Below are 24,936 nucleotides of genomic sequence, written 5' to 3'. Positions count from 1 at the left end.
TCAAATGCCTGCTCAAGCCGAGGATGTCGCGCACATCGGAGTGACTCTGCGGCCGGGCCGGGCGTACGCGGCGGTGGTGCACGGCGACGCGGTCGTCCCGGTCGAGCCGGTGGCGCCGGCCCGCGCCGACGCGGACGGCGTGATCGCGGCGGCGGTCGCCGTCGCCATGCGGGCCGCGCCCGGCGGCGCCGACGCCGTCACCGTCGACATCGCCCCGCTGCTGCTCGACACCCTGCTGCGCCCCGACGGCGACCTCCCGCCGGTGGCGGTGGTGCGGATCGTGCCGCGCGCCGCCACCGATCCGGAGCTCGCCCGGTCCCCGGCCGAGGTCGTGGAGCGCACCATCGCCCGCCGCTTCACCGTCGCGGGCGGGCACGACCTGCTCGGCAACGAACTGTGCCCGCTCGACCGGGCCGCGCTGGCGTCGCTCTGCGCCGAACTGCCCGGCGCCGGCCTCCGGCACTTCGCGATCGTGGCGGCCGGCTCGCAGGCCCGGCCCGCGCACGAGCACGAGGTGGCCGACGCGATCCTCGCCGCGGTGCCGGGCGCGCGCATCTCCGTGGCCAGCGACTACGGAGGCCAGGGCCTGGTCGCCCGGGAGGCGACGGTGGTGCTCGACTGCGCCCTGACCCCGCTGACCGAGCGGGTGCTGGACCGCTGCGAGCGCACGCTGGCCCGGCTGCCCGGCGACGTGGTGCTGCGGGTCGCTCGTGGCGACGGCGGCTACAGCACCCCGTCCCGGATCCGGGTCACCCCGGTCGTGGCGTTCGGCGCCACCGACGCGCTGGAGCTGTGCGGCGCCGCGCATCTGGCCGGCCTGGCGGACTGCCGGGTGCTGCTCCCGCGCGAGCGGCGGCGCGTGGCCGGCGAGGTGCGCCATCGCCTGGCTGTCGTGCGCCCGGCCGAGCCGGTGGGCCTCGGCACCGAGCTGGTGGTGCCGACCGCCGTGCTGACGCCGGAGCCGGAGGAGCGCCCGGGCGGGCTGCCGCCGCGGGCCGCCGACGTGCCGGCGATCCGCCCCGGCCAGGACCGGAGTCTGCTCGCCTGCGTCGGCGCGGCGATCAGCCGGCCCGCCTCCTGGCTCGACGAGGTGGCGTTCATCGAGTCGGCGGCCGAGCTCGACCGGGTGCGCCGCGACGCCGAGGAGCGGGCCACCGCGATGGTGATGGCCAACGGCGCGGCGCCGGGCACCACGCACATCGCCGAGATCTCCACGGTCGCGGTGCCGTACAGCCCGTCCGGGACCATCCGGGTGCGGGTGCGGGTGTCCGGAGCGCCCGACGTACGGCTGGCCGGCGGATGACCGCCCCGCCCGGCTACGTCGGCGCCACCACCTCGATCACGGCCGACGACGTGCCCGCGCTCTACGAGGGCGCCAAGTTCTACTCGCCCGCGGTCGGCGACGCCGGCCGGTCGTCGGTGAGCTCATGGCTGGCCGGCCTGCTGGAACGCAACGGCCCGGTGCCGCTGCTGCGGGTCGAGTCGGTCGCGCCGGAGACGCCGTGCGTGTCGGTCTGCGTGCTGGGTTCCGGCTCGGCGATGGCCGACCTGCCGCCGGCCGGCGACGAATTCGTCGCGGCGGTACGGCAGATCGAGCGCCTCCAGCGGGTACGGTTCGGCGCGATCTATCCGCTGGCCGCGGCGACGGTCAGCGCGCTGGTCGCGGTGGTGACCGCCGCCCAGCTGCGCGTGCCGCTGCTGGACGCGGACGGGATGGGCCGCACCTTCGCACTGATCCACCACACCGCCATGCACCTGGCCGGGGTGTCACCGACGCCGCTGGTGGCGGTCGGGCCCACCGGCGAGAGCGTGCTGGTGGAGGTGCCGTCCGGGCCGCGCGCCGACCGGCTACTGCGCGGCAACGTCGACACCGTCGGCGGGTGGGCGGCCCTCGCGGCGTACCCGACGGATGCCGGCACCCTGCGCCGCGCCGCCCTGCCCGGCACCGTCTCCCGGATCGCGAACGTCGGCCGGCTGCTGCTCGACCGCCCCGACCCGGATGTCCTCGTGACCCGGCTCGGCGCGATCACCGGCTGCCGGCGGCTGGCCCGCGGGCGGATCATCGAGCTCGAGCATCTGAGCCGGCCGAGCGACGTCACCATCCCGGCCCACCCGTCCAGCCTCGTGGCCGAGGAGATCGGCGGCCTGGCCCGGCAGCTTCGCATCGAGCTGCGCAGCGAGATCGTCGCGGTCTTCGCCGACGGCGCGCTGATCGCCGGCGCACCCGACCTGATGTGCCTGCTGGACGTGTCCCGCGGCGTGCTCGCGACCCTGGACAGCCTCGAGCCGGGCGACCTGGTCGACGTGCTGGTGACACCGGCCGACGCGGTCTGGTACTCGCCGGAGGGCATGGAGATGGTCGGGCTGGCCTCGCACGGCATCCCGCTCGCCCACCCGAGACGCCGATGAGGACGCGCTCCTCCACGCTGCCGATCACGCTCGGCGAGCTGGCCCGCATCGCCCCGCTGGCCGAGGCAGAGCTGCACCTGGCCGATCCGGCGCGCGGCGTCCAGCAGGTCGTGCTGGCCGAGACGTTCGACCGGCTGCGGCACTGCACGCCGCACGTCCTGGTCGTGCTGCACGACGAGGCGGCCACCGGCGGCTGGTCGCTGGCCGCCGCCCTGCACCTGGCCTGGGAACGCAACGTCTCCGCCGTGGTGGTGTCCCGGGCGGTGGCCGGCTCGTCCAGCGCGGCCCTCGCCGAGCGGCTCGCCATGTCGCTGATCGTCATCGACGACGACCCGGTCGAGGTCGCGCTGCAGCTGGCCGGGCAGGTCAGCGCCCCGGCCGCCGCCCGGGCGCAGCGCCAGGCCCGCCTGGCCGAGCTGCTCGCCGAGCAGACCGGCATCCGCGGCGTGCTCGGCGTTCTCAACCGGGAGCTGCCGGGCGTGCCGGTGGCCCTGACGGTCGGCGACGTGGTGATCGCCGGGCAGGCCGCCGCGCTGCAGGACCGGCCGCAGACCGAGCGGATCGAGGTCGACGTGCACACGGCGGCCGAACGGTCGGCCGGGCGGCTGGTCGCCGCGGTGCCGGTGCCCGGCCCGGCCGGGCTCGACCAGGTGAGCTCCGTGCTGCGGCTCGCCCGCCCCGCCCTGCAGGCGGCATGGGCACGCGGCCGGCTGGACGCGGCCGCCCGGGCGGCGCACGAGCAGGCCGCCTTCGGTCTGCTGCGGCGGCTGGCCGGCGAGCCGCGGGCGGCGCTCACCGATCCGGCCGTGCTCGAGGTGCCCAGCTGGACCGGCGAGCTCGGCTGGCAGGTCGGGCAGTTCAACCGCGCGGTCTGGCTGGCGCCGGTCCACCCGGCCGGTGAGCCGTCCGACGACGTCACCTATCTGATCCGCGCGTCCTGGCAGCGCGGGCACGCCACCTGGCCGCTGATCGCCGAGGGCGACGGCTGGGTCTCCTGGCACAGCGGCGCGGACCCGGAGGACGCCGTGGCGCTGCGCCGGGCGCTGGGCGCGTTCCGGGACTCGGCGGCCGCGCACCGGCTGGTGATCGGCGTCGGCCGGGCGCACCAGGGCGTGGCCGGGCTGATGCGCTCGGCGGCCGAGGCCCGGCTCGCCGCGCACGTGGCCCGGGAGGCCGGGCCCGGCGTCGTGCAGTGGTTCGACCAGGTCGGCCCGGCCGCCGCCCTGGCCTGGCTGCCGGCCACCGAGATCGCCCAGGTCGCCGATCTGACGCTGACCGAGCTGATGACCGCCAAGGACCGGGCCGTGCTGGTACAGACCGTCCTCGCGGTGCTCGACGCCGGCGGGTCACTGAGCCAGGCGTCGCGGCAGCTCGGCGTGCACCGCAACACGGTGCTGGCCCGGCTCGCGCGGGCCCGGCAACTCGGCCTGACCTACGACGAGCCGGGCCAGCGGCTGGCCCTGCACGTGCTCTGCTACGCGCTCACCGCGCTGTGGAACGAGAACGGAACCGCTCAGTCACCGATGCCGTAGCGGGCACGCGCCGCCTCCGCGGTGATGTTGTGGTCGAGCACGTCGGCCCGGACGTCGTCGGCGGAACGCTCGGTCGGATCCCCGTAGCCGCCCCCGCCGCCGGTCGCGCAGCGCACCACGTCACCCTTCCGCACGGCCATCCCGTTGATCTTGAGAATGCGCCGCTCGTCCGGGCGGCCCGGGTTGATCACCACCTCCGGCCCGACCGCGTCCTCGCCACCGAACAGGCCCCAGGCCGGCTGCCGGGAGCGCTCGAACCACAGCGACACCGACATATCGGTCTGCGCCTCGTACTCGCGGACGACGCCGTTCCCGCCGCGCCACCGGCCCGAGCCGCCCGAGTCGGGCCGGATCCGGTACTGCGTGATCCGCCAGGGGTAGCGGGTCTCGTGCACTTCGATCGGGATGTCCTTGAGCGAGCCGTTCACGTTGTTGATCAGCGCGCTCTCGCCGTCCGCGCCGTTCCAGGCGCCCCAGCCGCCGACCGTGGCCTCCAGGCTGACGAACTCCCGGCCGACCCGCGGGTCGGCGCCCGCACTCAGAATGATCATGGAGTCGCCGTGGCTCGCGCCCGCGACCCGATCGGACAGCGCCGGCGCCAGCGCCCGGGCCACCATGTCGATCAGCAGGCCGAGATGCGAGAAGTACCACTGACACGCGGCGGGGGAGCGGGCGCCGAGCACCGAGCCCTCGCGTACCTGCGTGGTCATCGACCGGAACGAGCCGCCGTTGCCCGGCAGATCCGGGCTCACCAGCAGCTTGTAGCCGACCCGCAGGGCGGAGACCGCCTGGGACACGCCGCAGTTGACCGGGCCGACGGTCTGGTCGGCCGACTCGGTCACGTCGAAGTCGATGTCCTCGCCGGCCACCGTGATCCGCAGCCGGATCGGGATCGGGGTGTCCAGGTCGATGCCGTCGTTGTCGAGCACCCCCTCGGCGGAGTAGACCCCGTCCGGGATCTTCGCGATGACCGCACGTTCCAGCAGCTCGGTCTGGCGGAAGATCTCGTCGCGGGCCTGCTCGAGCGTCCCGAGGCCGAACCGGCGGACGATCTCCTGCAACCGCCGCTCGCCCATCTGGATGCACGCCATCATCGCGTGCATGTCGCCGGTGGTCGGGTAGGGGAAACGCACGTTCGTGGCGATCGTGTCGATGACCGCGCGCTCCTCCACGCCGCCGGAGATCAGCTTCTGCGGCCCGAGCCGTAAGCCCTCCTGGAAGATCGAGATCGAGTCCATCGAGCCGCCGGGATCCTTGGAGCCCACGTCGATCCAGTGCGCGCGGCTCGCGGTGAAGCCGACCAGGGTCTCGTCGACGAACACCGGGCCGAAGATGGTGACGTCGTTGAGGTGCGTGCCGCCGAGGTAGCTGTCGTTGAGGATCCACACGTCGCCCGGCTGCCACACCTCGCGGCCGAACCGCTGCTCGGTGGCGAGCGTGCAGGTCTCCAGATTGCCCAGGAAGATCGGCAGACCCGCAGATTGGCCGAGCACCTGATGGTCGGCGTCGAGCAGGGCGACCACGCAGTCGCCGCACTCGTAGATGATCGGGGTGTACGCCGACCGGATGAGCGTGGCGTTCATGTCGTCGGCGGCCGAGTTCAGCGCGTTCCGGATGATCTCGACGGTGACCGGGTCGATGGCGGTGGAGGTGGTCACAGGTTGTCCTTCCGACGGATGACCAGGGAGCCGATGTCGTCGACGCTCACCGCGTAGCCCGGCGGGACGACGGTGGTGGCGGTGTCCTCGATCACCACCGCGGGCCCGTCGAACGTGTGCCCGACGAAGAGGTCGTCGCGGCGGGCCACGATGGTGTCCCGGCCGGCGCCGTCGAAGACCACAGTGCGGGTCTCGTACGGGAAATCGGCTTTTGTCGCGGCCGGCCACTTCTGCGGCTCGGGTCGGCCGAGGTCGCCGAACGCGGCCGTGCGCAGCGTGACGAACTCGATCGGGGCGCCGAGGTTGGCGTGACCGTACCGGTTCCTGTGCAGCTCGGCGAAGCGCTGCGCGACGTTGGCGAGGAAACCCGCATCGTTCGGCTCGTCGGCGCCGGTCAACGGCACGGTGAGGGTGTACTCCTGCGCCGCATACCGGATGTCGACGGCGTGGCTCGCGCTGCGCCGGTTGCCGGACACGCCCTCGTGCTCCAGCGCCGCCAGGCCGTCGCGTTCCATCCGGGCCAGCTGGGCGGCCATGTCGGCAACGTCGAGATCCTGGTCCAGGAAGAAGTACGGCTCGGTCCAGTCCTGCCGGATCTGGGTCTGCAACATGCCCCACGCCGAGAACGCGCCGGGGAAGCGCGGCACCACCGTCTCGGCGATGCCCAGCTCGCGGGCCAGGAACACGGCGTGCATCGGGCCGGCCCCGCCGAACGCGACCAGTGCCGAGTCGCGCGGCTCGATGCCGCGGGACACCGTGATGGTGCGGATCGCCTGCGCCATCTTCGAGTTCGCCACGTCGCAGATGCCCTCGGCCATCGCCGTGGTCGTCATGCCGAACATCTCGGCCAGCCCGTCGACCGCGGTCGTGGCGAGCCCGGTGTCGAGCGTCATCTGCCCGCCGGCGAAACCCTCCGGGTCGATCCGGCCGAGCACCAGGTTCGCGTCGGTGACGGTCGGCTCGGCGCCGCCCCGCCCGTAGCACGCAGGCCCGGGCCGTGCCCCCGCCGAGCGCGGACCCACCCGCAGGCCGCCGGCCTCCGCCCAGGCCACCGAGCCGCCGCCGGCGCCGACCGTGTGGATGTTGACCACGCTCATCAGCATCGGCAGGCCCTCGAGCTGGGCCTCGGCGGACACGTCCGGCTCGCCGTCGACGATCAGCGAGACATCGAACGAGGTCCCGCCCATGTCGATGCCGATGAGGTTCGGCCGGCCGGTCTGCCGGGACAGCTCGGCGCCCGCGATGGCGCCGCCGACCGGGCCGGACAGCAGCGTCTGCAGCGGACGGCGGCGCGCCGACTCAGCGGTCAGGATGCCGCCGGAGGATTGCATGACGTGCAGCGGCACCCGCAGCCCTCGGCCGGCCAGCCGGTTCTCGAGGTCGAGCAGGTAACGCCGTACGATCGGGCCGGTGTACGCCTCGACGACCGCCGAGGAGGTGCGCTCGTACTCCCGCCACTCCTTGGCCGCCTCGTGCGAGATCGAGACGGTGACGTCCTCGCCCAGCTCCTCCTGCAGGATCTCGCGGGCCCGCAGCTCGTGCGCCGGGTTCCGGTAGCTGAACAGGAACGCCACCGCGATCGCCCCGTGACCACCCGCCCGTGCCCGGCGGGCCGCCTCGCGCACTGCGTCCTCGTCGAGCGGCGTCAGCTCGGTGCCGTCCGCGGCGATACGCCCGCCGATGCCCAGCACGTCCCGCCGCGGCACCAGCGGTGTCGGCTTGCGGTAGTGCAGGTCGTAGAGCCGGGTTCGCGGTCCCCGGGCGATGTGGTACGTGTCCTCCACTCCCGCGGTGCCCAGGAGCAGCACCGGCACGCCGCGCCGCTCCAGGAACGCGTTGAGGCCCTGCGTCGTCCCGTGCACCAGGAAATCGATGCCGGACGGCTCGTCCACCACGGCATCCAGGCCGGAGAGCACACCCTCGCTCAGGTTTCCCGGCGTGGTCGACGCCTTGGTGGCGGCAAACGTCTCGCTTTGCTGGTCGTACGTCACGACGTCGGTGAAGGTGCCACCGATGTCCATCGCGACTCGATACCGCCCCATCTGATCTCCTCGCGGTCGGTCGTCTCGGTCCTCGCAAGCTAGGTGTGGGCATGCCGTCCGCACTGTGCGCCGGGCATAGCCGTGAGATCGCCGTGCGTGCCGCGCGCACGATCCGGCTGTCGGCCGCCGGTTGAGACTGCGTCTGTCCCCGGCCACAGACGAAGGAGAAACGATGCCTGTCGTAAGGACCCCGGCCCGGGACCGGGCGGCCGAGATCGACGCGGCCATCGACGCCGTGGTAACCGGCGCCGGACCCGTCGTCCTCGCCAACGGCAGCGCGGCCCGGCGCATCCGCTTCGTCACGGACACGCCGCCGATCGACGGCTGGCTGCCTTTCGGTGCGGCGGTGGGGGAGACCGCCGTGGACGGCGACACATTGCTGGTCGGGCTCGGCGCTGCCGCGATCGAGCACGCCCGGCGCGCCGGCCTGGCCGCGGGCGCGCTGCTGCGCGGTGGCGACATCGGTGTGGAGGCACCGCCCGGTCGCCCGGATCTGCTTGCACCGCTGATCGACGGCCTGGTCACCGGCTACCCCGGCGCAGAATCAGTCACCTTGCGTCTGCCCGAGCCGGATCTCGCGGACGCGGAGCAGGGACGGCTCGCCGCTGATGTCGCCCGGCTCGCCGCCGGCTGATCAGCGCGCCGGCCAACGTCGTCACCCCGCAGGCAGCAGCTCACTGGGCCGAGACGATCGCGAGCCGGGCCGGTCTGACCAGCACCGTGCTCGGACCGGACGAGGTCGCCGCCCGAGGCTTCGGCGCGCTCGCTGCGGTCGGTGGCGGCTCGGCCGACGGGCCTTACCTGGTACAGCTCGACTACCTGCCGGACGCGGGGAGCCCCGAGGTCGCCCTGGTCGGCAAGGGCGTCACGTTCGACAGCGGAGGACTGTCGCTCAAGTCGCCGGCCGCCATGCAGGCGATGCGCATGGACGTCGGCGGAGCCGCCACTGTCCTGGCGGTCATGGCCGGCTTGTCCCGCGGCGGTTGCCCCGTGCCGGTCCGGGCCGTGCTGCCGTTCGCCGAGAACCTGCCCGGCCCGGGCGCGACCCGCCCCGGCGACGTGGTCACCGCCTGGAACGGCACGGAGATTCAGATCATCGACACTGATTTCGAGGGCCGTGTGATGCTGGCCGACGCGCTGGCGCTGGCCGCCGCGTCCACGCCACGCCTGCTGGTCGATCTCGCCACGCTGACCTACCAGGCGGAGATCGCGCTGGGCCCGCAGATCGCTGCGGTCTTCGGCCGGGACGAGCCCGCCGCCACCGAGTTCCTGGCGGCTGCGGCACGGGCAGGTGAACCGATGTGGCGGCTGCCGTACGACGAGCGCTATCTCGACCAGGTACGCACCACCAGCGGCGTCCGCAACCACCCGCTGCACGACTCAGGCCGGGCGATCACGGCAGCGCTGTTCCTCGGCGAATTCGTGCCACGAGGGGTGCCCTGGGTGCATTGCGACATGACCGGCCCGGCTTGGGCAGGCGACGCCTCAGTCGACGGCGCCACCGGCTTCGGCGCGCGCACGTTACTCGAGCTGCTCATGCGGCGAGGGGCAACCCAGGACAGGTAGCAGAACTCGCCGGAAGCCCCGCCGACGGAGCGCCAATCTGGTCTCTACCTGCCGACGTGCGGATGCGGATCCGTCGCATCAAGCGTGGCGCCGGCCGGTGTGCCACGCACCTGTGGTCGCCGTCGTCGTTGTGCTAAGCGGTCAGACCGGTACGGAGCACCGCGACCAGGCGGCGTGCGTTCTGGGCGTCGGTGGTGAGTGCCGTACCGCTGGCGAGGGCCAGCACGTCGGTGGCCGTGATGTCCTGCCGGAGCGCCGGTTGAGCATGTCGTACGAGGGCGCTGGCGGTGGTGGTGATAGCGGCGTGCCATTCCTCGAACATCGGTGTGCGGCGTCCGTCCGGGACATCGGTGGCCGCCAAGGCGAGCGGGCGTTTGGACGCCACGTGGACGACGAACGCGTCGAGCCAGGTGAAGAGCGCTTCGATCGGTGCGGAGGCGGCGAGGAGCCGGTCGCCGTAGTCGCACAGCGCCGTCACCTCGTCGGTGTACAGGGCGGCGAGCAGCTCGGCGCGGGTCGGGAAATGCCGGTACAGCGTCGCGTTGCCGACGCCCGCGCGCCGGGCGACGTCGTCGAGGGCGACCTCGTTGCCGACCTCTGCCACGAGTTCCCGAGCGGCAATGATCAGGCGTTCTCTGTTGCGTTGTGCGTCGGATCGAGGCCGGCGCTTGCTATCCGGGGACATCCCCGAATATGGTACGGCAAAGAAACGGGGACGGCCCCACTTAAGTGAAGGTATGCAATGCTGAGCACCGAGGACCGGTTTGCCATCGAAGACGTCATCAACCTGCACGGGCACCTGACCGACCGCGGCGAATTCGCCAACATGCCCAACCTGTTCACCGAGGACGTCACCTATGACGTCAGCGCGCTCGGCGGTGGCGTGCTCGCCGGCCTGGCCGGCGCGCGCGATGCCGCACTCGAACTTGGCGAGGCGAACCCATTGGCCCACCACGTCACGAACATCGTCCTCGACGAAGCGCCGGACGGAACGGTCCGGGCCCTGTCCAAGTACCTCGGCGTCATGACGGACGGGTCCGTCGCGAGCGGAACCTACGAGGACACCCTCAGGCTCGGCGACAACGGCTGGAGGATCACCCACCGAGTCGTCCGGCCACGCCGCGCCCCCCTGCAACCATGACTATGCCCGCCTGATCAGCTGACCGCTTGTGCCGCCGGCAAGTGCGCGGCGTCAGCCGTCCCACCGTGTTACCTCGCCGCTTGAACCGCGGGGCCGCCGCGTGGTGACGGCGGCCCCCGGGGCGGTTTCCGGTCAGGCGGCTCGCTTGACGGCTGGCTGTCGCACGAAGCGCTCCACCTGCGCCACGTCGATGGCGGCGCCCATCGCCAGGAAGCCGGCGCGGTTCGGGTGCAGGTGGTCACCCGCGCCGCCGACGGTGCTGTTGGTGTCGTACGCCGGGCGGAGGTGTCCCGGGTTTGCCGGGTCCTCGGTCACCGCGGAGAAGTCGGCAACCCCGTCGAACATCCCACTGGTACGGATGAAGTCGTTGATCGCTCGGCGCTTCGCGTCCGTCTCCGGGGTGCCGTACAGGCCGAACTCGGTGCCGCCAGACGGCGTCAACGTCGCGCCGATGATTTTGATGCCCTGGGCATGCACCCGCCGGATGATCTCCCGGTAACCGGCTATCACCTGGTCCGCGCTGGCGTTGCCGCCGCCCAGGTCGTTGATGCCCTCGAGGAGGATGACGACCCGGACGCCAGGCCGGTCGAGGACGTCGCGGTCCAACCGGTCGAGCGCGGGCGGCCCGTCGCACGGTGTGCAGCCACCCGGAGTTCGCCCGATCCGGGTGACCATGTTGCCGCCGATCGCCTCGGTGATGACGGAGATGGGGCGATGCGCCGAACGGCGCTCGTCCAGCCGGCGTTGGAGGACGTCGGGCCACCGGTCGTTGCCGTTCATCGTCGAGAAGAAGCCGTCGGTGATGGAGTCGCCGAACGCGACGACCGTGGTGGCGTCCTGGCGCTGGGCCTGGACCTCGGAAACGAAGAACCACGAGGTGGTGGAGTGCGGGAAAGCCGTGTCGGTGGGGTCTGCGGTGTGGTCGCCGGCGTTCGGATCCGACAGGTACGAGGTGGTGAAGGCCGCCGCGTGCCAGGTCATCGGTCCGCTCTCGCCGGCGACGTGCAGGCTCACCGCGAGGCGCTGCGACCACGCGTCGGTGACCTTGACGGACACCGGGTCGCTCAGTGTCGTCCGGCCCGCCGGGACGGTGACTGACCGTCGGCCGCCGAAGGTGAGCGCGCGATTGCTGCCGGGCGCGACGTTGGCCCCGCTGGACTGCAGGCCCACGTACGACCGCCCGAAGGTCACCGGCCTGGTGCCGAACTCGTTGGTCAGCCGGACCCGCCAGCTCGCGCCCGCCACGCTCGGGTGCACGATCATGCGCAGCGTCTGGTTCCGCGCCTGGTTGTCCGGGAACGCGGCGGTCAAAAGGGGCGCCGTGTTCCCCGGGCCGGCCGGGCCGGTCGGTCCGGGCTGGGCGACCGAGTATCCGACCGGGTAGACGCCTTGTGCCGACCCGGTCCACGCGCCGGCCCAGCCGGTCGCCGAGCCGTTGGTGTCCGCCGCCACAGCGGCGACCGGCGTGAGAGCCACCCACACGAGGGCAGCGAGGACAGCTTTGCTCGGACGTGTAACTCGCATGTCACTCCCTTGTGAATGTCGAGCTATCTATTGATGGCCATCGTTACCATGTGAGCCGGTCACGACTCAACGTCGGCGACTGGTCTTCGCGCCCCGTGAAAAGGTGAGGTCCAGCTCGTCGGCTACCCCCTGCCCAGCGGCATGTGGCCCTCGCTGCGGATCAACCGGGTACGCGTGGGGCTGCATTCTTGCCGGGCTTGCGGCCGGGTCGGCCGGGCTCATCGGGGAGCCAGCGCACTGATCGTGTTGGCTGGACGGCTGTTCGGGTATGCGGGCGACGGTAGGAGGTAGACCATCGTAGGAGAGATCATGACGAACAGAGACACCGCCGCAACCACGCTCGAGACCTATCCGGCCGATCTGGGAGGCGTCGACAAGAAGGCGCTGGCCGAACGCGGACCTCACCCGGGCCGTCCTTACCGCGTGCGCGGCGGCGTGCAGGATCTGCGGCGACGAGTGTGAGCGGCACGCCGACATGCACGAGCACTGCCGCATCTGCGCGCGGGCGTGCCGGACCTGTGAGCAGGCCTGCCAGCAGCTTCTCGCCACGCTTGGCTAACCAGCTGCCACCGCGAACAAGAAAAGGAGTCGCAGGCATGGACCACGACGTACACCGCTCGGCGCCGGCGACCACACCGGCGGCCGGTGACGATGCCGGTCACGACGAGCACCACCACGACGCGGTTGCGCCAGCCGGCGCCGCAGCGAGCTGGGCGACCGCCGCGTCGGCGACGTTGCACTGCCTGACCGGCTGCGCTATCGGCGAGGTTCTTGGCATGGTCATCGGCACCGCCGTCGGGCTGCACAATGCCGCCACGGTCGGGCTCTCGATTGTGCTGGCCTTCGTATTCGGCTACGGCCTCACGATGCGCGGGGTGCTTCGCGCCGGCGTCGGCTTCCGTACTGCCCTGAAAGTCGCCCTGGCAGCGGACACCGTCTCCATTGCGCTGATGGAACTGCTGGACAACGCGTTCGTTTTGGCCGTGCCTGGGGCGATGAACGCAGGCCTGAGCAGTGTGTTGTTCTGGGCGTCCCTCGCGGGTTCGCTCGTCGTGGCGTTCCTGCTGACCACGCCGGTCAACCGGTGGATGATCAGCCGGGGCATGGGCCACGCCGTGGTACATCAGTACCACCACGCCCACTGAGGGCGCGGAAGCAGGCGGGCGCGGCGGCCGCAAACCAGCGCTCGGGTCGCGGCCGCCGCCTGCGGTTTACACCTTCTTCAGCAGGCCTTGCATCTCGGTGATCTCGGCCTGCTGATCAGTGATGATCTTCTCCGCCAGGGCCTTGGCGTCCGGGTTGCTGCCCTGGGCGGTCTCCAGCTTCGCCATGGTGATCGCGCCCTCGTGATGGCTGATCATCATGGTCAGGAACTGCTTGTCGAACGCGGCGCCCTTCGCGGCGGCCAACTTGTTCATGTCCGCGTCGGACATGGCGCCGGGCATCGGGCCGTGACCCATGTCGCCCATGTCCATGCCGCCGCCGCTCATGCTCGGCATCGGGGCCGGCTTGCCCCAGGCGGTCAGCCACTCGTTCATGGTGTCGATCTCGGGCTGCTGCGCCTGCTTGATCTTCGCGGCGAGGGCCTTGACCGCACTGCTGGCCGCGCGGGTGTCGGCCAGCGACGCCATCTCGATGGCCTGCCGATGGTGCGCGATCATCATTTGGGCGAACATCACGTCGGCGTCGTTGAACACCGCGCCCGCGCTGGCAGACGCGGCGGGCGTACTTGTGGCCATGCCCGAGCCGTGACCCATGCCGGAGCCCGACGAGGAGGATGAGTCGTTGCCGCCACAGGCCGAGAGGACCAGCGCGGCGATCACCGCAGCGCCGGCCAGCAGGGCACGGCGCAGCACACCAGGACGTGTCAACACAACAAAAGCCTTTCGGTATCGGTTGAATGTGCGCGACGAACTTCGGCGGCACGGCCTGCCGTTGAGGCAGGCCGTGCGCAGCACGGGGTTCTATATGCGCAGCACCGATATCGCGGTAACGGCTAAACCAGCTGGACGCGGCGGGCCGCGCGGTACCCGCGGCCTTGTCCTCGCCGAGCGGGCGGGCGCGCCGCCGGGCCGGCGGCGCGCCAGCAGCAGCGCGGCTAGCAGTACCAGCACCGCCAGGCCGGTGAGCACGGCCAGGCACACATTCCACTCGGCCATCCCGCCGCAGCCGGGGCAGCCGGCAGTCACGGTGATCGCGACGGCATCGCTCGAGATGTTCATCGCTGCGGCGGCCGCCATGACCGGCCCGGTCGGCTGGTGACCGGCGTGGTCGTCCATGTGCATCCCGGAGTGCCCGAGCGTGTGCATAGCCGCCAGGCCGAACAGCGTGCAGGCCAGCAGCAGCCACCGGGCTGCCCGCCCGGCGACCGCTGCCGGCTCGCCTGTCATGGCGACCACGGTACCGACCGGCCCGGCTGCCGCCGCGCTATGGGCGGCCTTCTCGCGGGATGGCGGTGCTGGTGAAGCGGCGCAGCCGCAGGCTGTTGGCGACGACGAACACCGAGGAGAACGCCATCGCGGCGCCGGCGATCATCGGGTTGAGCAGGCCAACGGCCGCCAGTGGCAGTGCGGCGACGTTGTACGCGAACGCCCAGAACAGGTTGGTCTTGATGATCCGTAGCGTGCGGCGGGACAGTCGGATGGCGTCGACCGCTGCGGTCAGGTCTCCGCGGACGAGGGTGAGGTCGGAGGCCTCGATGGCGACGTCGGTGCCGGTGCCCATCGCCAACCCGAGATCGGCCTGGGCGAGCGCAGCGGCGTCGTTGACGCCGTCGCCCACCATGGCGACTACCTTGCCGTCGTCCTGGAGCTGTTTGACGACGTCGAGTTTGTCGGCGGGCAGCACCTCGGCGATCACCTCATCGATGCCGACCTGCACGGCGACTGCCTGGGCCACCGTCGTGTTGTCGCCGGTGAGCAGGATCGGGGTCAGACCGAGCCGGCGTAGCTCGGTGATTGCGTGCCGGCTGGTCGGTTTGACGACGTCCGCGACCGCGAACAGCCCGCGGACGTGACCGTCCCAGCCCACGGCGACGGCGGTACGGCCTGCCGCGTGCGCGTTCTCGTGTGCCTGCTGGATGGCGGCGGGCAGGGTGAAGTTCTCGCGTTGCAGCAGCTGCAGGCGGCCGACGACGATCTCGCGGCCGTCCACCGAGCCGCGCACGCCGAGTCCTTCGACGTTGGCGAACCCGTCGACCGCCGGCAGCGTCCCGGCCGCCTCGGCGGCGCTGGCGACAGCCTGGGCGATCGGGTGCTCGGATGCTGCCTCGACCGCACCGCCAAGGCGCAACAACTCGGCGGGATCCTGCCCGTCGGCGGGCACGGTGTCGACCAGGGTCATGCGGCCGGTGGTGACCGTGCCGGTCTTGTCGAGCACCACCGTGTCGACCCGGCGGGTGGATTCCAGGACCTGCGGGCCCTTGATGAGAATGCCCAGTTGAGCGCCGCGGCCGGTGCCGACGAGCAACGCGGTCGGGGTGGCCAGCCCGAGGGCGCACGGGCAAGCGATGATCAGGACGGCCACGGCGGCGGTGAAAGCCGCGGTCCAGCCGGATCCGGTGCCCACCCACCAGCCCAGGGTGGCGACGGCCAGGGCGATCACGATGGGGACGAATACTGCGGAGATCCGGTCGGCGAGCCGCTGCACGGCCGCCTTGCCGGTCTGCGCCTGCTCCACCAGCTTGCCCATCTGCGCCAGCTGAGTGTCCGCGCCGATGCGAGTCGCCCGCACGATCAGCCGGCCGCCGGCGTTGACCGTGGCCCCGGCGACCTCGTCGCCGACGCCGACCTCGAACGGCACGGATTCGCCGGTGAGCATGCTGGTGTCGACCGCGGACGTACCGTCCTCGATGACCCCGTCGGTGGCGATCTTCTCGCCGGGACGCACGACGAACCGGTCACCAACGGCGAGCCCGCTCACGGGAATGCGTCGTTCGATGCCGTCGCGTACCACGGCGACGTCCTTGGCGCCCAGCTCCAGCAAGGCACGCAGCGCCGCGCCGGCCCGGCGCTTGGACCGGGCTTCGAAGTAGCGGCCGGCGAGGATGAATGTGGTGACGCCCGCGGCCGCCTCGAGGTAGATGGCGCCGGCGCCGTCGGTGCGGCCGATGTCGAGACTGAACGGGTGCGTCATGCCGGGCATGCCGGCGGAGCCGAAGAACAATGCCCACAGCGACCAGCCGAAGGCCGCGAGGGTGCCCATGGAGATGAGCGTGTCCATGGTCGCAGCGGCGTGCCGCAGGTTCGTCCACGCCGCCTTGTGGAACGGCAGCCCGCCGTAAACGACGACCGGCGCGGCCAGAGTCAGCGACAGCCACTGCCAGTAGGTGAACTGCCAGGCCGGCACCATCGCCAGCAACACGACCGGAACGCTGAGCACCAGCGAGGTCCACAGCCGGGCGCGCAGCTCACCCAACTCGTCGACCTGCTGCGCCGGATGGTCCTGCGTCGGCGGCACGGGCACAGCCGCGGTGTAGCCCGTGTTCTCGACCGTGGCGATCAGATCCTGCGCGGTCACGTCGCTGTGGTACGTGACGGTGGCCCTCTCCGTGGCGTAGTTGACGGTGGCGGTGACGCCCGGCATGCGGTTGAGTTTCTTCTCGATCCGTGCGGCGCAGAAGGCGCAGGTCATACCGCCGATCGACAGCTCGATCTGGTTGGGAGCCGTCGGCAACGATCGGGCGACGGGTGCCATGACTGCTCTCCTTACCCGTGGGTGTGCTCGCCGTGCCCGGATGACGGACTCGGCGACGGCTGCGTCGGCGACGGCGGGGTAGGTACCGATGCCGCCGGGCCGGCGGTGGCGGTGAACTCGGCGGTGTGAACGCGCCCGCCGTGCTGGAAGTCCAGATAGAGCCGGTACGAGCCCGCGGTGGGCACGTCGGCATGGAAGACGATCTCGGGACCGGGTCGGGTGCGGCCGTCGCCGGGTGTCCCGTCGGGGTGTACGTGCAGATACGCGAGGTCGCCGTCGCGCAGCGCCACCAGATGACCGTAGGCACCGAGGTACGGCTGCAGATCCGTGACCGGCGTCCCGTCCTTGCTGATCGACAGCGTCAGCTGTGACGACCCGCCGGCGAGCAGATCGCCGTGCAGGCCAACCCGGTAGCCGTCGACGTTGGCTGTCCGTGCTGCTGAGGGCAGCGGCACGGGCCGGTAGTCGCCGGGCGCCGGCATGTCCACGCCCAAGGTCAGCGATTGATCGCGTCCGGCGGGCTGGAAGTCGGCGAAGACCCGGTACTGGCCGGCGGCGGCGACGGCGAGCGGAACCGACCATGTCCCGTCGGCGGCCATGCTGGGGTGCAGGTGCTGGAACCCGGACAGGTCGCGGCGCACCACGATCAGGTGCAGATCCTTGTCGTGGCTGGTGGTGTAGTGGGTGACCGGCGCTCCGTCGGGCCCGGTGAGCCGGAATTGGAAGGGCTGCGCGTGGTCGCCGACGGTCAAGTCGGCGGTTATCGGGCTCAGCCGGTAGCCGTCCTGAGTGATCTGCAAGCCCGCCGGTGAGGCGGCGCCGGTGGTGGAACCTTCCGCGGTAGGGGTGCTGTGCTGGTTGTGGCTGTCGGCCGCAGTGGGTTTCGCGGCTGGCGGACTGCCGGTTGCGTGGCCGAGCCCGAGGGCGGCCGTGAACACGGCCGCCAGCGCGAGCGCGTAGCCACCCAGCTTCACGGGTGTACGCATGACTACCTCACGAGTTCGTAGCCGGCCTCGTCGACCGCCGCGGCCACCGCCGCGTCGTCGACGGGCTGCTCGCTGGTGACGGTGACGGCGCCGCCGGCCAAGTCGACCTGTACGTCAGCGACGCCGGAAATCTGGCTGATCTCCGAGGTTACGGAGCTGACGCAGTGCGAGCAGGTCATGCCGGTCACGGTGTAGGTCTTCGTCGTCGCCATGGCGATCTCCCTTCCCGGGGCACAGAAGCGGCTGTGCCGTCCGCTGCTGACTATACCTATACCCCCTAGGGGTACCTAGCATGGGGCCCGACTCATCCTGTGGCATGGGTCATGGTCAGTGATTCGTCAGAGACGTCGACCAGGGCCGGGACCGGGGTGATCGGCGGCCGGACGCCGTGGGCCACGCCCAGCCAGCGACACCAGCCGAGCAACGGCGCGGCCCGATAGGGGATCGAACCGTGTGATGGGTTCCGCGGCACTGTTCCCCTGATGCCCGCCTATACCGGTGGGGTAGTGACGTTTGGCCTGTGCAGGTCGGGTCGTCCTGCCGTACCGAGCCTGCCGTCCACGGCCGATCGTGGAATGGACTACCCGAGCAAGAGGGGGAAGTGATGAAACGCCAACCTTGGGCTTTGTATGCGATCGCCCTCGCGATTCTGGTGGTCGGCTTGGTCGCGTTCGGCGTACCGGCGCAGACGTTTCTGTTCGGTGCTGCCGTACTGGCCTGCCCGCTGATGATGCTGTTCATGCACGGCGGCCACGGATCTACACACCACGCTGGACACGGTGTGGGCGGCGACGGGCAGCGTGCCGATCACGCACGCCCGACGATGTCCGTTCCGGACGGCGGCAGGCCGCGCGATGAAGGCGGTCCGCGATGATGATTTGGGGCAGCGGCATGAGCGGCTGGGCGATGACCTTCATGGGTTTGGGCAACCTGTTGTTCTGGGGCTTGCTGATCGCCGGTGTCGTGCTGCTGGTGCGCCGACCCGATCGGCCCGAGCGCACCGGCCAACTGGCTGGTACCCCTCCGACGCCCCAACAGGTGCTGGCCGTCCGGTACGCCCGCGGCGACATCGACGACGAGGAGTACATGCGCCGGTTGAGGGTTCTCGACGACGGCCCGCCCTCGCCGGCGCCACGGTAAGGCGTGGCCGTGACAACCGCCCGCGACGGTCGATGACCGCCGCGGGCCGTATTCGTGGGTGCGACCCTCGTCGAGGCACAGGACTCGTGCCGGCGGTGTCGCCGATGAGGCCCTACGTCGTCGCCCGGACGGGTCCTGACGGACGCCCGACGCACCAGGAATCTCGGGCCCACTTCGCGGGTCCAATGACGAGGCAGTGGGGCTACTGTCGAGACGACGGCACGTGCCACAAGTGCAGATGGCTGTACTCGCGCGACGCCAGTGCAGCGAATCGAGTCCATGATGGCTACCATCCCGATCCCCGTGCCCAGTGTTACTCCAGAGGACGGGTCAGGCACCCCGTCACCCTCGGCCTCGGAGCCACGGCGGCACATCGGATGGGTCGTGTTCGGTTCGTTGACGACCGGCCTCGTCGCTGCGCTGCTCCTGGTCGCGGCCCCGTTCGTTCCGGCTGAGGAGGCTGCCGTCACCGGTGCCGTCCTGTGCGGGTTCGGGCTGGGATGGGCGATGTTGGCCGTGCTGTCGGCGCGGATGACCGACCAGCCTCAGGCTTGGGCCGCGGTTCCGGCCGCGTTCATGGGGCTCGGCGGTTTGCTCCTGCTGGTGTTCGGCTCGTCGGTGGACCCGGTGCTGAGCTGGGTATGGCCGCCCGCCTTATTGGCGCTCGTCGTGTGGATGGTGGTGCAGGCACGCCGGCACCTGCGGAGCCGGAGCCGAGGCTGGTTGCTCTACCCGGTGATCGGGATGCTGACTGTGGCCGCGGTGGGCGGCGGGTACGAGACGGTCAGCGCAGCCACCGATGCCCCGCCCGCCATGCCCGGCCAGTCGATCGACGTTGGTGGACACTCCCTCCACCTTCACTGCACCGGCTCGGGCAGCCCCACGGTCGTGCTGCAGCCCGGGGGTGGCGCGATGTCCTCGGACATGGGCTGGATCGCGCCCAGGGTCGCCGCCGACACTCGCGTCTGCGTCTACGACCGCCCGGGTCGCGGGGAGAGCGAAGCAGTCAGCACGCCCGAGGACGCCTCTCAGATCGCCGGCGAGCTCCATACCCTGCTGCGACGCGGGAACGTCCCGGGCCCGTACGTGCTGGCGGGCCATTCATTCGGTGGGCTGTACGTGCTCACCTACGCCGCCCGCTACCCGGATGAGGTCGCCGGGATGGTCCTCGTGGACACCACCGCACCGCGCGAGACACCGCCTGCCCCGGGGTCTGCCGACCCGAACCGCTACTACGCCATGGGACGGGTCGCCACCCTGGTTTCCACCTCGGCTCGCCTTGGCCTGACCCGCCTGTACGCGCCGACCGAGGCCGGTACTCTGCCGCCGCAGTCAGAGGCCGAAGCACGTGCCAACCTTGCCACCGGCAGTAACCTGCGCAGCTTCGTCGACGAGTTCGCCCAAGCCAACGCCTCCGCGGTCGAAGCAGGAGCATTCACCGACTTCGGCGCCAAGCCGTTGGTGGTGCTCACCGCCGGAACCGGAAGCGACGCCGACCTGATCGCCAGCCATGTCCGCCTCGCCACCATGTCGACCAATAGCGCGCACCGAGTCATCAACGGCGCCAGCCATCAAGAGCTCCTCGCAGACGAGAAGGACTCGACCGCGACCAGTCAGGCGATCCTCGACGTGGTCGCAGCGATCCGGAACGCGACGCCGCTGGCCCCGTAGTACAGGCCGGAGCGTTCGGCAGGTCCCGCGGACTATCCATCCGTACATCGGCAGGAGCGCGTTTTGATCAGGCCCCTCACCTCCGTGGCGCGCACCCACGGAGAGTGGTCTCGTGATCGACGCTGACCTCATCAGCGTTTCGGCCGTCGTCCACAAGTGGCGCTCGTTCTCACGAACATCCCGCGTGGAGCAGGGCGGCCGAGGTGGCGCCCAAACTGAGGGGCGGTCGTGTTGCCGGTCGGCGTGGTGACGTAGCCTGGCCGCGTGCGCCCTCAGCAGCCTGTCATCGCCGCGCGTCGGCGGTTGATGCCGTGGCTGCTGCTCGTGGTGGCGCTGGCCGCCCTGGGCATCTGGTCCGGCGGTCACTGCGCCGATCACCACACGGCGACGCACGCCGCTGCGGCGATCGCGCCTGACGACAACTTCGACCCGGTGGGTCAGGCCGTGACCGGCCGACACAACGTCGACCGGGTGCCGGACGGACACCGGTCATCGAGCTCGGCGGCAGGTGACTGTCACGTCGAGAGTTCACACTCGGTCGCCGCCAGCCCGACCGGCGTCTCGGCGCCTCCGGTGGTCCGCGCGCACGGGCGGATCAGCCCTCAGGCTCCGCCCCGTCCCACGCAGCCGGAGCCCGCCGGGCTCACGCTGAGCGCCATCGGCGTCAGCCGAACGTAGCAACGGCGTGGCATCACCGCGTTCTGCGGTGGGCCTTCGCACGTGTCGCCCGACCGCCCCGGCGGCCGGCGCCGACGCGCAGCCTCGCCCCCTGTTGTTGCTGCGTTCGAAAGACGACCTGCCATGAATACCGATGCTTGCCTGCCCGCAGGCGGTTGCACTCTCGTCTCTCTCATTGGGCTGCAGTCGTGACCGGGCACACTCTGCCCCCGCTGCGCTCGACCAACGAGTGGCCCGCGCCCGGCGGCGTGTGGTCCTACGACACCTGGGGACGGCATGGCCGTCCCGTGCTGCTGCTACCGGCGGTGCTGTTCGATCGGGTCAGCTGGTGGCCGGTCGCCGCCGATCTGCGACCGCACGCCACCGTGATCGCCGTAGACCTGCCCGGCCACGGCGGTTCCGACGCCCGCCTGCGCTACGACCCGTACGAGCTGGTCGACGACCTCGCCGCCCTGATCGCCGACGTGGGTGTCCCGCAAGCGCCGATCGTCGTGGGCCACGGCACGACCGCGGGACTGGCCGCCCTGTTCGCCAGTCAGTACGCCGTACACGCCGTTGTCACGGTCGACGCCGACACCGACATCCCGTCCGAGCACCACAGCTACGTGCACGGCATGTGCCTCGCCACCGTGCCCGCTCACTACCGTGACCTGGTCCACGCCGCCGACAACCCGGATCTTTTGCGCGCCTACAGTCAGTGCATCACCGTACGAACGGCGCCCCCACCGGCGGCCTTCAAGCACGCCCGCCTCGCCATCCACAGCCAGCCGCCGCCCAGCGCAGAGCCCGATGACGGTCGGCTCGCGGTCTACCACGTACCCGGCCGGTTCGCTCACCTGGCCGACACCGACCGCTTCGTCCGCGACCTCACCAGCCTGCTATGAACAGACGTCGCGATCATCCGGACACCAGCCTGGCTGCGTTCGGTCATGACCGACTGATGCAAGGCCGCAGGTGCGCGCCGCCTCGAGCTTTTACGACCAGCGGAATTCCATCGCGTCCTCGTGCTTGTCGGTGTCGCGCATGGCGTCGAGGGTCTTCATGCCGGCCGCCGAGATCTCGAAGTCGAGTTGTGCGTTCTGTTCGATGTGCGGTGTCGATCTCGGCGAGGTCTTCGCTGGTCAGCGACACGTCGGCGGCGCCGAGGTTCTCTTGCAGGCGTTCGAGGCGGCGGTTCCGGCGCCTCACCGCTGGGACTCTCCTTTCCGCAGCCGCCAGATGTATGGCGTGGCGGCTGCACATCAACGGCGACAGCCGAGGATCCTAGGATGTTTTAGGCGATGTGATCTTGAACCACCGTCAAACCTCCAACGACGCGCAGGATCTACGCTCAGCACGCCCACGAATGCAGTCCCATAAGGGCATTCAGGACCGAAGAGGTCAATGCGTGATTCCCAGTGTCAACGATGCGAGAGCCAAGACGAGGAAGGTGCCTGGAATCGCGATGTTGTGAAGGACGCCGGCTCGTAGGTGGACGACGACCGCGCCGACGAAGAAGACCACAAGTCCGGACGCCGCGGCAATCCCGATGACATCGATACCGAGCAGGCCGAGGAGGAGTCCGGCGGCACCAGCGGCTTTGAGCACGGCCAGCATCGGCAGGGCCGATGCCGGGACCCCCACTTCGGCCATGTTGGCGAGGACGAACCCGGCTCTCGCGAGGTCGGCGACGACGACCGCGAAATTGGCCAGAATCGTGGCGATGGTGACGGCGGCGTAGACCGTGAACATCTCGCGTCAACTCCTCGATATGCAGTAGGGCGAGGTGCCGGGGGCCCGCGATGAGGTCGACGTGGACGATGCGGCCGCCGGTGACGCGGAAGACCAGGGCGGCGGCCACTTCGACGGGCCGCGATTGCCGGTCGCCCGTCGTTCACGACCACGTCTGCTCGACTCGGCCGAGTCGTGTTCCGCCATCGTCGGGCGCCCAACCGCGGAGCCTGGTTCAGTTTCCTGCACCCCTGGCTTATTCAGGTGTAGGGGATGATCTGAGGGTATTTACCGCCAGAGGTTTGGGCGGGTGGCTCATTGGTGGCTTCGATGGTGACGTGGGCCAGTTGATGCTCGGACAGGAGCTCGGCGAGGTCGGTGTGGACGGCTTCGCGGACGCGCAGGGGATCGGCGCCTTCCGCGGCGCGCAGCCGTACCTGCAGGGTGTCCGGGGTGGACTGCACGAGCTGGAACAGCTCGACGCCGGTGGTGCGTTCCACTGTGGTCGCCAAGGCCAGCGGAACGATCGACACTCGTTCCGCTTTTTCGGTGGTAAAGGTCAGGGCCTCGGCGGAGCGGCCTTGCAGGCGTACGGCCATGAATGGGCTGCCGCAGGGGCAGGGATCGGGCCGGCGCAGGACGCTGTCGCCGAGGTCGTAGCGCAGGATCGGCTGCTCCCTCTTGTACAGGGTGCTGAGAAGCACCGTGTGGGACAGTTGCCCGGGGAGGGTCGGGGTGTAGTCGGCGTTCACCGGCTCGAAGACGATCCAGTCCTCGTGGATGTGCAGCCAGCCCTCTCGGCAGGCGAAGGACAGGGCGACGGCTTCGTTGCAGGCGTACAGGTTGAAGATCCTGGCGCCGCCGAAGGCGGTGGAGATCCGGCCGTACTCGGCCTCCGGCAGCCCTTCGCCGCCCAGCGAGATCAGGGTCGGGTCGATGTGCAGCCGACGGGCCTCTCGCTCGGCGGCGAGCAGAAGCCCGGTGGAGGCGTAGCACTCCAACAGCGCCGGTCGGAACTCGTTGAGCTGGGCGACGAGCTGAGGTAGGGGTGTCTGCACCGAGAACAGCCGGACCTTCTTCTCCCGCCGCGGGTGCGTCCGTTGCTGGGACATCTCGGCGGCCACCGCGGCGAAGTGCCCGCCAGTACCGACGATCTTGGCCGAGCGGCCGCCTTTGGTGAGCGCCTTGAGCAGGATGCGCGGGGTGATGCCGCCACCGCTCAGGACCGCGCGGACCGAAAGCGCCGCGGCCACCGCGAGCGTGTGCCGGTCGTGGAGGAAGATCGCGACATCTCCGCTGGTGCCGGAGGTCGTGGTGAGCAGATAGGTGTCGAGGAACGGGGCGCCCACGAGGCTGGGGTTGTCGGCGAACGCGCGGGCCTGCTCGAGCGTGACGCGCGGATCGCTCACCCAGTCGTCGAAATGGGCCATGAGCTGCCGTTTGTCGGTGATCGGCAGCAGGTGAGGCTCACTCACCTGGTCGGGCAGACCTTCGTAGAGTTCGCGGTAGAAGCGGGAATGTGTTCGCGCCTGGGTGACCGCTGCGGCCAGGCGCTGTCGCTGCCGGCGTTTGATGCCGGGACGCCCTTGCCGAACGGCCTTGCGGGCGTCGTTCCAGAGGCTCAGAAAGCTCATGGTCGTCCCTTTCGGGCTTTGGTTCGCTCCTCCCAGCGTCGCCAGAGGGGTTCGGACTCCTCGATGAGGAAGCGGTAGAGCTCGTAGGCGTTGCGCACACGGGCCGCCCGTGCGGACCTGGCCCCGAGGATCTCCACGCCTTCGCCGGCGAGGTCGGCGAAGGCTTTCAAACCGGCGAGCTGTTCGTGCCAGGAGTTGGCCCAGGCGTCCTCGGCCACGCGGTAGTAGGTGGAGCGGTCGCCGGGCCGCGTGACGGATCGGACCAGACCCGCTGTCGACAGCACCCGAAGCGTGCTGGTAAGCGATCCTCGGCTGGCCTGCACGGCCTCGGAGATCTGGGCAGGCGACTGCTCGGGTGGATCGCACACGGTGAGCCAAGCCAACGTCCGCGCCGTGATCGGCGGCCAGCCGCGACGCACGAAATGACTGGTGATGTCCGCGATCCACCCCTGAAGCCGTTCTTCATCCACCGTCACGATCGATATTTTAGTCGCGGCTAAAATTTGAGTCAAGCGTCGGTGGTCGTGGGCGGGCGCCGGAAGGCCACCGG

At 70.7% G+C, this 24,936-nt stretch carries 25 protein-coding genes; 13 read left to right on the top strand and 12 right to left on the bottom strand.

The genetic code is table 11. The features are described 5' to 3' along the window. Positions 1 to 4: 4 nt before the first annotated feature. From ACIA5D_RS32850 to ACIA5D_RS32840, 3 genes are read left to right on the top strand one after another with little or no spacing between them, the layout of a single operon-like run. Entirely contained in the window at positions 5 to 1,303 is a 1,299-nt protein-coding gene (locus ACIA5D_RS32850) for a hydantoinase/oxoprolinase N-terminal domain-containing protein (protein ID WP_396034248.1), read from the top strand. Beyond that, positions 1,300 to 2,409, top strand: a complete 1,110-nt coding sequence (locus ACIA5D_RS32845) for a DUF917 domain-containing protein (protein ID WP_396034246.1) — start codon at positions 1,300 to 1,302, stop codon at positions 2,407 to 2,409. The genes ACIA5D_RS32850 and ACIA5D_RS32845 overlap by 4 nt, the downstream gene beginning before the upstream one ends. Next, entirely contained in the window at positions 2,406 to 3,941 is a 1,536-nt protein-coding gene (locus tag ACIA5D_RS32840) for a PucR family transcriptional regulator (protein WP_396034245.1), read from the top strand. The genes ACIA5D_RS32845 and ACIA5D_RS32840 overlap by 4 nt, the downstream gene beginning before the upstream one ends. Here the strand turns inward: ACIA5D_RS32840 and ACIA5D_RS32835 are convergent. Next, complete coding sequence (locus ACIA5D_RS32835; protein WP_396034244.1) at positions 3,923 to 5,599, bottom strand: hydantoinase B/oxoprolinase family protein; 1,677 nt, start codon at positions 5,597 to 5,599, stop codon at positions 3,923 to 3,925. The two genes, ACIA5D_RS32840 and ACIA5D_RS32835, sit on opposite strands and share 19 nt — an antisense overlap. Continuing rightward, a complete protein-coding gene (locus tag ACIA5D_RS32830) occupies positions 5,596 to 7,641 on the bottom strand; it encodes a hydantoinase/oxoprolinase family protein (RefSeq protein WP_396034243.1) in 2,046 nt (681 codons plus the stop codon). The genes ACIA5D_RS32835 and ACIA5D_RS32830 overlap by 4 nt, the downstream gene beginning before the upstream one ends. A 172-nt stretch (positions 7,642 to 7,813) precedes the next feature. Here ACIA5D_RS32830 and ACIA5D_RS32825 point away from each other — a divergent pair, with 172 nt between their 5' ends. Continuing rightward, positions 7,814 to 8,275: a hypothetical protein gene (locus tag ACIA5D_RS32825; protein WP_396034242.1), complete on the top strand. Its 462-nt coding sequence runs from the start codon at positions 7,814 to 7,816 to the stop codon at positions 8,273 to 8,275. After that, the gene (locus tag ACIA5D_RS32820; protein ID WP_396034409.1) at positions 8,272 to 9,207 is read left to right on the top strand and encodes a M17 family metallopeptidase; all 936 of its coding nucleotides are present in this window, start codon (positions 8,272 to 8,274) and stop codon (positions 9,205 to 9,207) included. Before ACIA5D_RS32825 ends, ACIA5D_RS32820 begins: the two co-directional genes overlap by 4 nt. A 133-nt stretch (positions 9,208 to 9,340) precedes the next feature. Here ACIA5D_RS32820 and ACIA5D_RS32815 read toward each other — a convergent pair whose 3' ends face one another. After that, positions 9,341 to 9,892, bottom strand: coding sequence for a TetR/AcrR family transcriptional regulator (locus ACIA5D_RS32815; protein ID WP_396034241.1), 552 nt, complete (start codon positions 9,890 to 9,892; stop codon positions 9,341 to 9,343). A gap of 57 nt (positions 9,893 to 9,949) precedes the next feature. On the opposite strand from ACIA5D_RS32815, the gene ACIA5D_RS32810 reads away from it, so the two are divergent. Next, positions 9,950 to 10,348: a nuclear transport factor 2 family protein gene (locus ACIA5D_RS32810; RefSeq protein WP_396034240.1), complete on the top strand. Its 399-nt coding sequence runs from the start codon at positions 9,950 to 9,952 to the stop codon at positions 10,346 to 10,348. Between the two features lie 132 nt (positions 10,349 to 10,480). Here ACIA5D_RS32810 and ACIA5D_RS32805 read toward each other — a convergent pair whose 3' ends face one another. Further along, complete coding sequence (locus tag ACIA5D_RS32805) at positions 10,481 to 11,824, bottom strand: SGNH/GDSL hydrolase family protein (protein WP_396034239.1); 1,344 nt, start codon at positions 11,822 to 11,824, stop codon at positions 10,481 to 10,483. Between the two features lie 357 nt (positions 11,825 to 12,181). Here ACIA5D_RS32805 and ACIA5D_RS32800 point away from each other — a divergent pair, with 357 nt between their 5' ends. Continuing rightward, positions 12,182 to 12,334 (top strand): hypothetical protein, encoded by a 153-nt coding sequence (locus tag ACIA5D_RS32800; protein WP_396034238.1) that lies wholly within the window; start codon positions 12,182 to 12,184, stop codon positions 12,332 to 12,334. A gap of 134 nt (positions 12,335 to 12,468) precedes the next feature. Beyond that, positions 12,469 to 13,017: a DUF4396 domain-containing protein gene (locus ACIA5D_RS32795; RefSeq protein WP_396034237.1), complete on the top strand. Its 549-nt coding sequence runs from the start codon at positions 12,469 to 12,471 to the stop codon at positions 13,015 to 13,017. Positions 13,018 to 13,083: 66 nt separating this feature from the next. Here ACIA5D_RS32795 and ACIA5D_RS32790 read toward each other — a convergent pair whose 3' ends face one another. The 5 genes from ACIA5D_RS32790 to ACIA5D_RS32770 form a co-directional block, all read right to left on the bottom strand. Then, positions 13,084 to 13,728, bottom strand: a complete 645-nt coding sequence (locus tag ACIA5D_RS32790; protein WP_396034408.1) for a DUF305 domain-containing protein — start codon at positions 13,726 to 13,728, stop codon at positions 13,084 to 13,086. A 108-nt stretch (positions 13,729 to 13,836) separates the two neighbouring features. Further along, the gene (locus ACIA5D_RS32785) at positions 13,837 to 14,262 is read right to left on the bottom strand and encodes a DUF6153 family protein (protein ID WP_396034236.1); all 426 of its coding nucleotides are present in this window, start codon (positions 14,260 to 14,262) and stop codon (positions 13,837 to 13,839) included. Positions 14,263 to 14,299: 37 nt separating this feature from the next. Further along, positions 14,300 to 16,567 (bottom strand): heavy metal translocating P-type ATPase, encoded by a 2,268-nt coding sequence (locus tag ACIA5D_RS32780; RefSeq protein ID WP_396034235.1) that lies wholly within the window; start codon positions 16,565 to 16,567, stop codon positions 14,300 to 14,302. A gap of 11 nt (positions 16,568 to 16,578) precedes the next feature. After that, positions 16,579 to 17,553 (bottom strand): hypothetical protein, encoded by a 975-nt coding sequence (locus ACIA5D_RS32775; RefSeq protein ID WP_396034234.1) that lies wholly within the window; start codon positions 17,551 to 17,553, stop codon positions 16,579 to 16,581. Between the two features lie 2 nt (positions 17,554 to 17,555). Further along, on the bottom strand, positions 17,556 to 17,765 hold the full coding sequence (locus ACIA5D_RS32770) for a heavy-metal-associated domain-containing protein (RefSeq protein ID WP_396034233.1): 210 nt from the start codon (positions 17,763 to 17,765) through the stop codon (positions 17,556 to 17,558). A 392-nt stretch (positions 17,766 to 18,157) separates the two neighbouring features. Between ACIA5D_RS32770 and ACIA5D_RS32765 the strand changes: the two genes are divergently transcribed. The 5 genes from ACIA5D_RS32765 to ACIA5D_RS32745 all read left to right on the top strand — a co-directional run bounded on the left by ACIA5D_RS32765 (position 18,158) and on the right by ACIA5D_RS32745 (position 21,926). Then, positions 18,158 to 18,427 (top strand): DUF2933 domain-containing protein, encoded by a 270-nt coding sequence (locus ACIA5D_RS32765; RefSeq protein WP_396034232.1) that lies wholly within the window; start codon positions 18,158 to 18,160, stop codon positions 18,425 to 18,427. Then, positions 18,424 to 18,693, top strand: a complete 270-nt coding sequence (locus tag ACIA5D_RS32760) for an SHOCT domain-containing protein (RefSeq protein ID WP_396034231.1) — start codon at positions 18,424 to 18,426, stop codon at positions 18,691 to 18,693. The genes ACIA5D_RS32765 and ACIA5D_RS32760 overlap by 4 nt, the downstream gene beginning before the upstream one ends. Before the next feature lie 396 nt (positions 18,694 to 19,089). Beyond that, complete coding sequence (locus ACIA5D_RS32755; RefSeq protein WP_396034230.1) at positions 19,090 to 20,364, top strand: alpha/beta fold hydrolase; 1,275 nt, start codon at positions 19,090 to 19,092, stop codon at positions 20,362 to 20,364. 264 nt (positions 20,365 to 20,628) lie between these two features. Beyond that, positions 20,629 to 21,042 (top strand): hypothetical protein, encoded by a 414-nt coding sequence (locus ACIA5D_RS32750; protein WP_396034229.1) that lies wholly within the window; start codon positions 20,629 to 20,631, stop codon positions 21,040 to 21,042. 188 nt (positions 21,043 to 21,230) lie between these two features. Then, on the top strand, positions 21,231 to 21,926 hold the full coding sequence (locus tag ACIA5D_RS32745; protein ID WP_396034228.1) for an alpha/beta fold hydrolase: 696 nt from the start codon (positions 21,231 to 21,233) through the stop codon (positions 21,924 to 21,926). Positions 21,927 to 22,422: 496 nt separating this feature from the next. On the opposite strand, the gene ACIA5D_RS32740 is transcribed toward ACIA5D_RS32745, so the two are convergent. From ACIA5D_RS32740 to ACIA5D_RS32730, 3 genes are all read right to left on the bottom strand, one after another. Then, a complete protein-coding gene (locus tag ACIA5D_RS32740) occupies positions 22,423 to 22,773 on the bottom strand; it encodes a DoxX family protein (protein WP_396034227.1) in 351 nt (116 codons plus the stop codon). Between the two features lie 239 nt (positions 22,774 to 23,012). Next, entirely contained in the window at positions 23,013 to 24,386 is a 1,374-nt protein-coding gene (locus ACIA5D_RS32735; protein ID WP_396034226.1) for a phenylacetate--CoA ligase family protein, read from the bottom strand. After that, positions 24,383 to 24,862 carry a GbsR/MarR family transcriptional regulator gene (locus ACIA5D_RS32730; protein WP_396034225.1) on the bottom strand — a complete coding sequence of 160 codons (480 nt, stop codon included), beginning with the start codon at positions 24,860 to 24,862 and terminating at the stop codon, positions 24,383 to 24,385. The genes ACIA5D_RS32735 and ACIA5D_RS32730 overlap by 4 nt, the downstream gene beginning before the upstream one ends. Positions 24,863 to 24,936: the final 74 nt, after the last annotated feature.

The organism is Actinoplanes sp. NPDC051513, from assembly GCF_044454685.1.
Taxonomy (GTDB): domain Bacteria; phylum Actinomycetota; class Actinomycetes; order Mycobacteriales; family Micromonosporaceae; genus Actinoplanes.
This window is presented reverse-complemented; position numbering and strand designations above follow the sequence as displayed.

What these genes read in the sequence shown, in the direction of transcription:
- ACIA5D_RS32815 (WP_396034241.1), bottom strand. Translation starts at nt 9,892, where the DNA reads ATGTCCCCGGATAGCAAGCGCCGGCCTCGATCCGACGCACAACGCAAC.
- ACIA5D_RS32810 (WP_396034240.1), top strand. Translation starts at nt 9,950, where the DNA reads ATGCTGAGCACCGAGGACCGGTTTGCCATCGAAGACGTCATCAACCTG.
- ACIA5D_RS32780 (WP_396034235.1), bottom strand. Translation starts at nt 16,567, where the DNA reads ATGGCACCCGTCGCCCGATCGTTGCCGACGGCTCCCAACCAGATCGAG.
- ACIA5D_RS32740 (WP_396034227.1), bottom strand. Translation starts at nt 22,773, where the DNA reads ATGTTCACGGTCTACGCCGCCGTCACCATCGCCACGATTCTGGCCAAT.
- ACIA5D_RS32735 (WP_396034226.1), bottom strand. Translation starts at nt 24,386, where the DNA reads ATGAGCTTTCTGAGCCTCTGGAACGACGCCCGCAAGGCCGTTCGGCAA.
- ACIA5D_RS32845 (WP_396034246.1), top strand. Translation starts at nt 1,300, where the DNA reads ATGACCGCCCCGCCCGGCTACGTCGGCGCCACCACCTCGATCACGGCC.
- ACIA5D_RS32830 (WP_396034243.1), bottom strand. Translation starts at nt 7,641, where the DNA reads ATGGGGCGGTATCGAGTCGCGATGGACATCGGTGGCACCTTCACCGAC.
- ACIA5D_RS32785 (WP_396034236.1), bottom strand. Translation starts at nt 14,262, where the DNA reads ATGACAGGCGAGCCGGCAGCGGTCGCCGGGCGGGCAGCCCGGTGGCTG.
- ACIA5D_RS32770 (WP_396034233.1), bottom strand. Translation starts at nt 17,765, where the DNA reads ATGGCGACGACGAAGACCTACACCGTGACCGGCATGACCTGCTCGCAC.
- ACIA5D_RS32800 (WP_396034238.1), top strand. Translation starts at nt 12,182, where the DNA reads ATGACGAACAGAGACACCGCCGCAACCACGCTCGAGACCTATCCGGCC.
- ACIA5D_RS32775 (WP_396034234.1), bottom strand. Translation starts at nt 17,553, where the DNA reads ATGCGTACACCCGTGAAGCTGGGTGGCTACGCGCTCGCGCTGGCGGCC.
- ACIA5D_RS32765 (WP_396034232.1), top strand. Translation starts at nt 18,158, where the DNA reads ATGAAACGCCAACCTTGGGCTTTGTATGCGATCGCCCTCGCGATTCTG.
- ACIA5D_RS32825 (WP_396034242.1), top strand. Translation starts at nt 7,814, where the DNA reads ATGCCTGTCGTAAGGACCCCGGCCCGGGACCGGGCGGCCGAGATCGAC.
- ACIA5D_RS32850 (WP_396034248.1), top strand. Translation starts at nt 5, where the DNA reads ATGCCTGCTCAAGCCGAGGATGTCGCGCACATCGGAGTGACTCTGCGG.
- ACIA5D_RS32760 (WP_396034231.1), top strand. Translation starts at nt 18,424, where the DNA reads ATGATGATTTGGGGCAGCGGCATGAGCGGCTGGGCGATGACCTTCATG.
- ACIA5D_RS32840 (WP_396034245.1), top strand. Translation starts at nt 2,406, where the DNA reads ATGAGGACGCGCTCCTCCACGCTGCCGATCACGCTCGGCGAGCTGGCC.
- ACIA5D_RS32795 (WP_396034237.1), top strand. Translation starts at nt 12,469, where the DNA reads ATGGACCACGACGTACACCGCTCGGCGCCGGCGACCACACCGGCGGCC.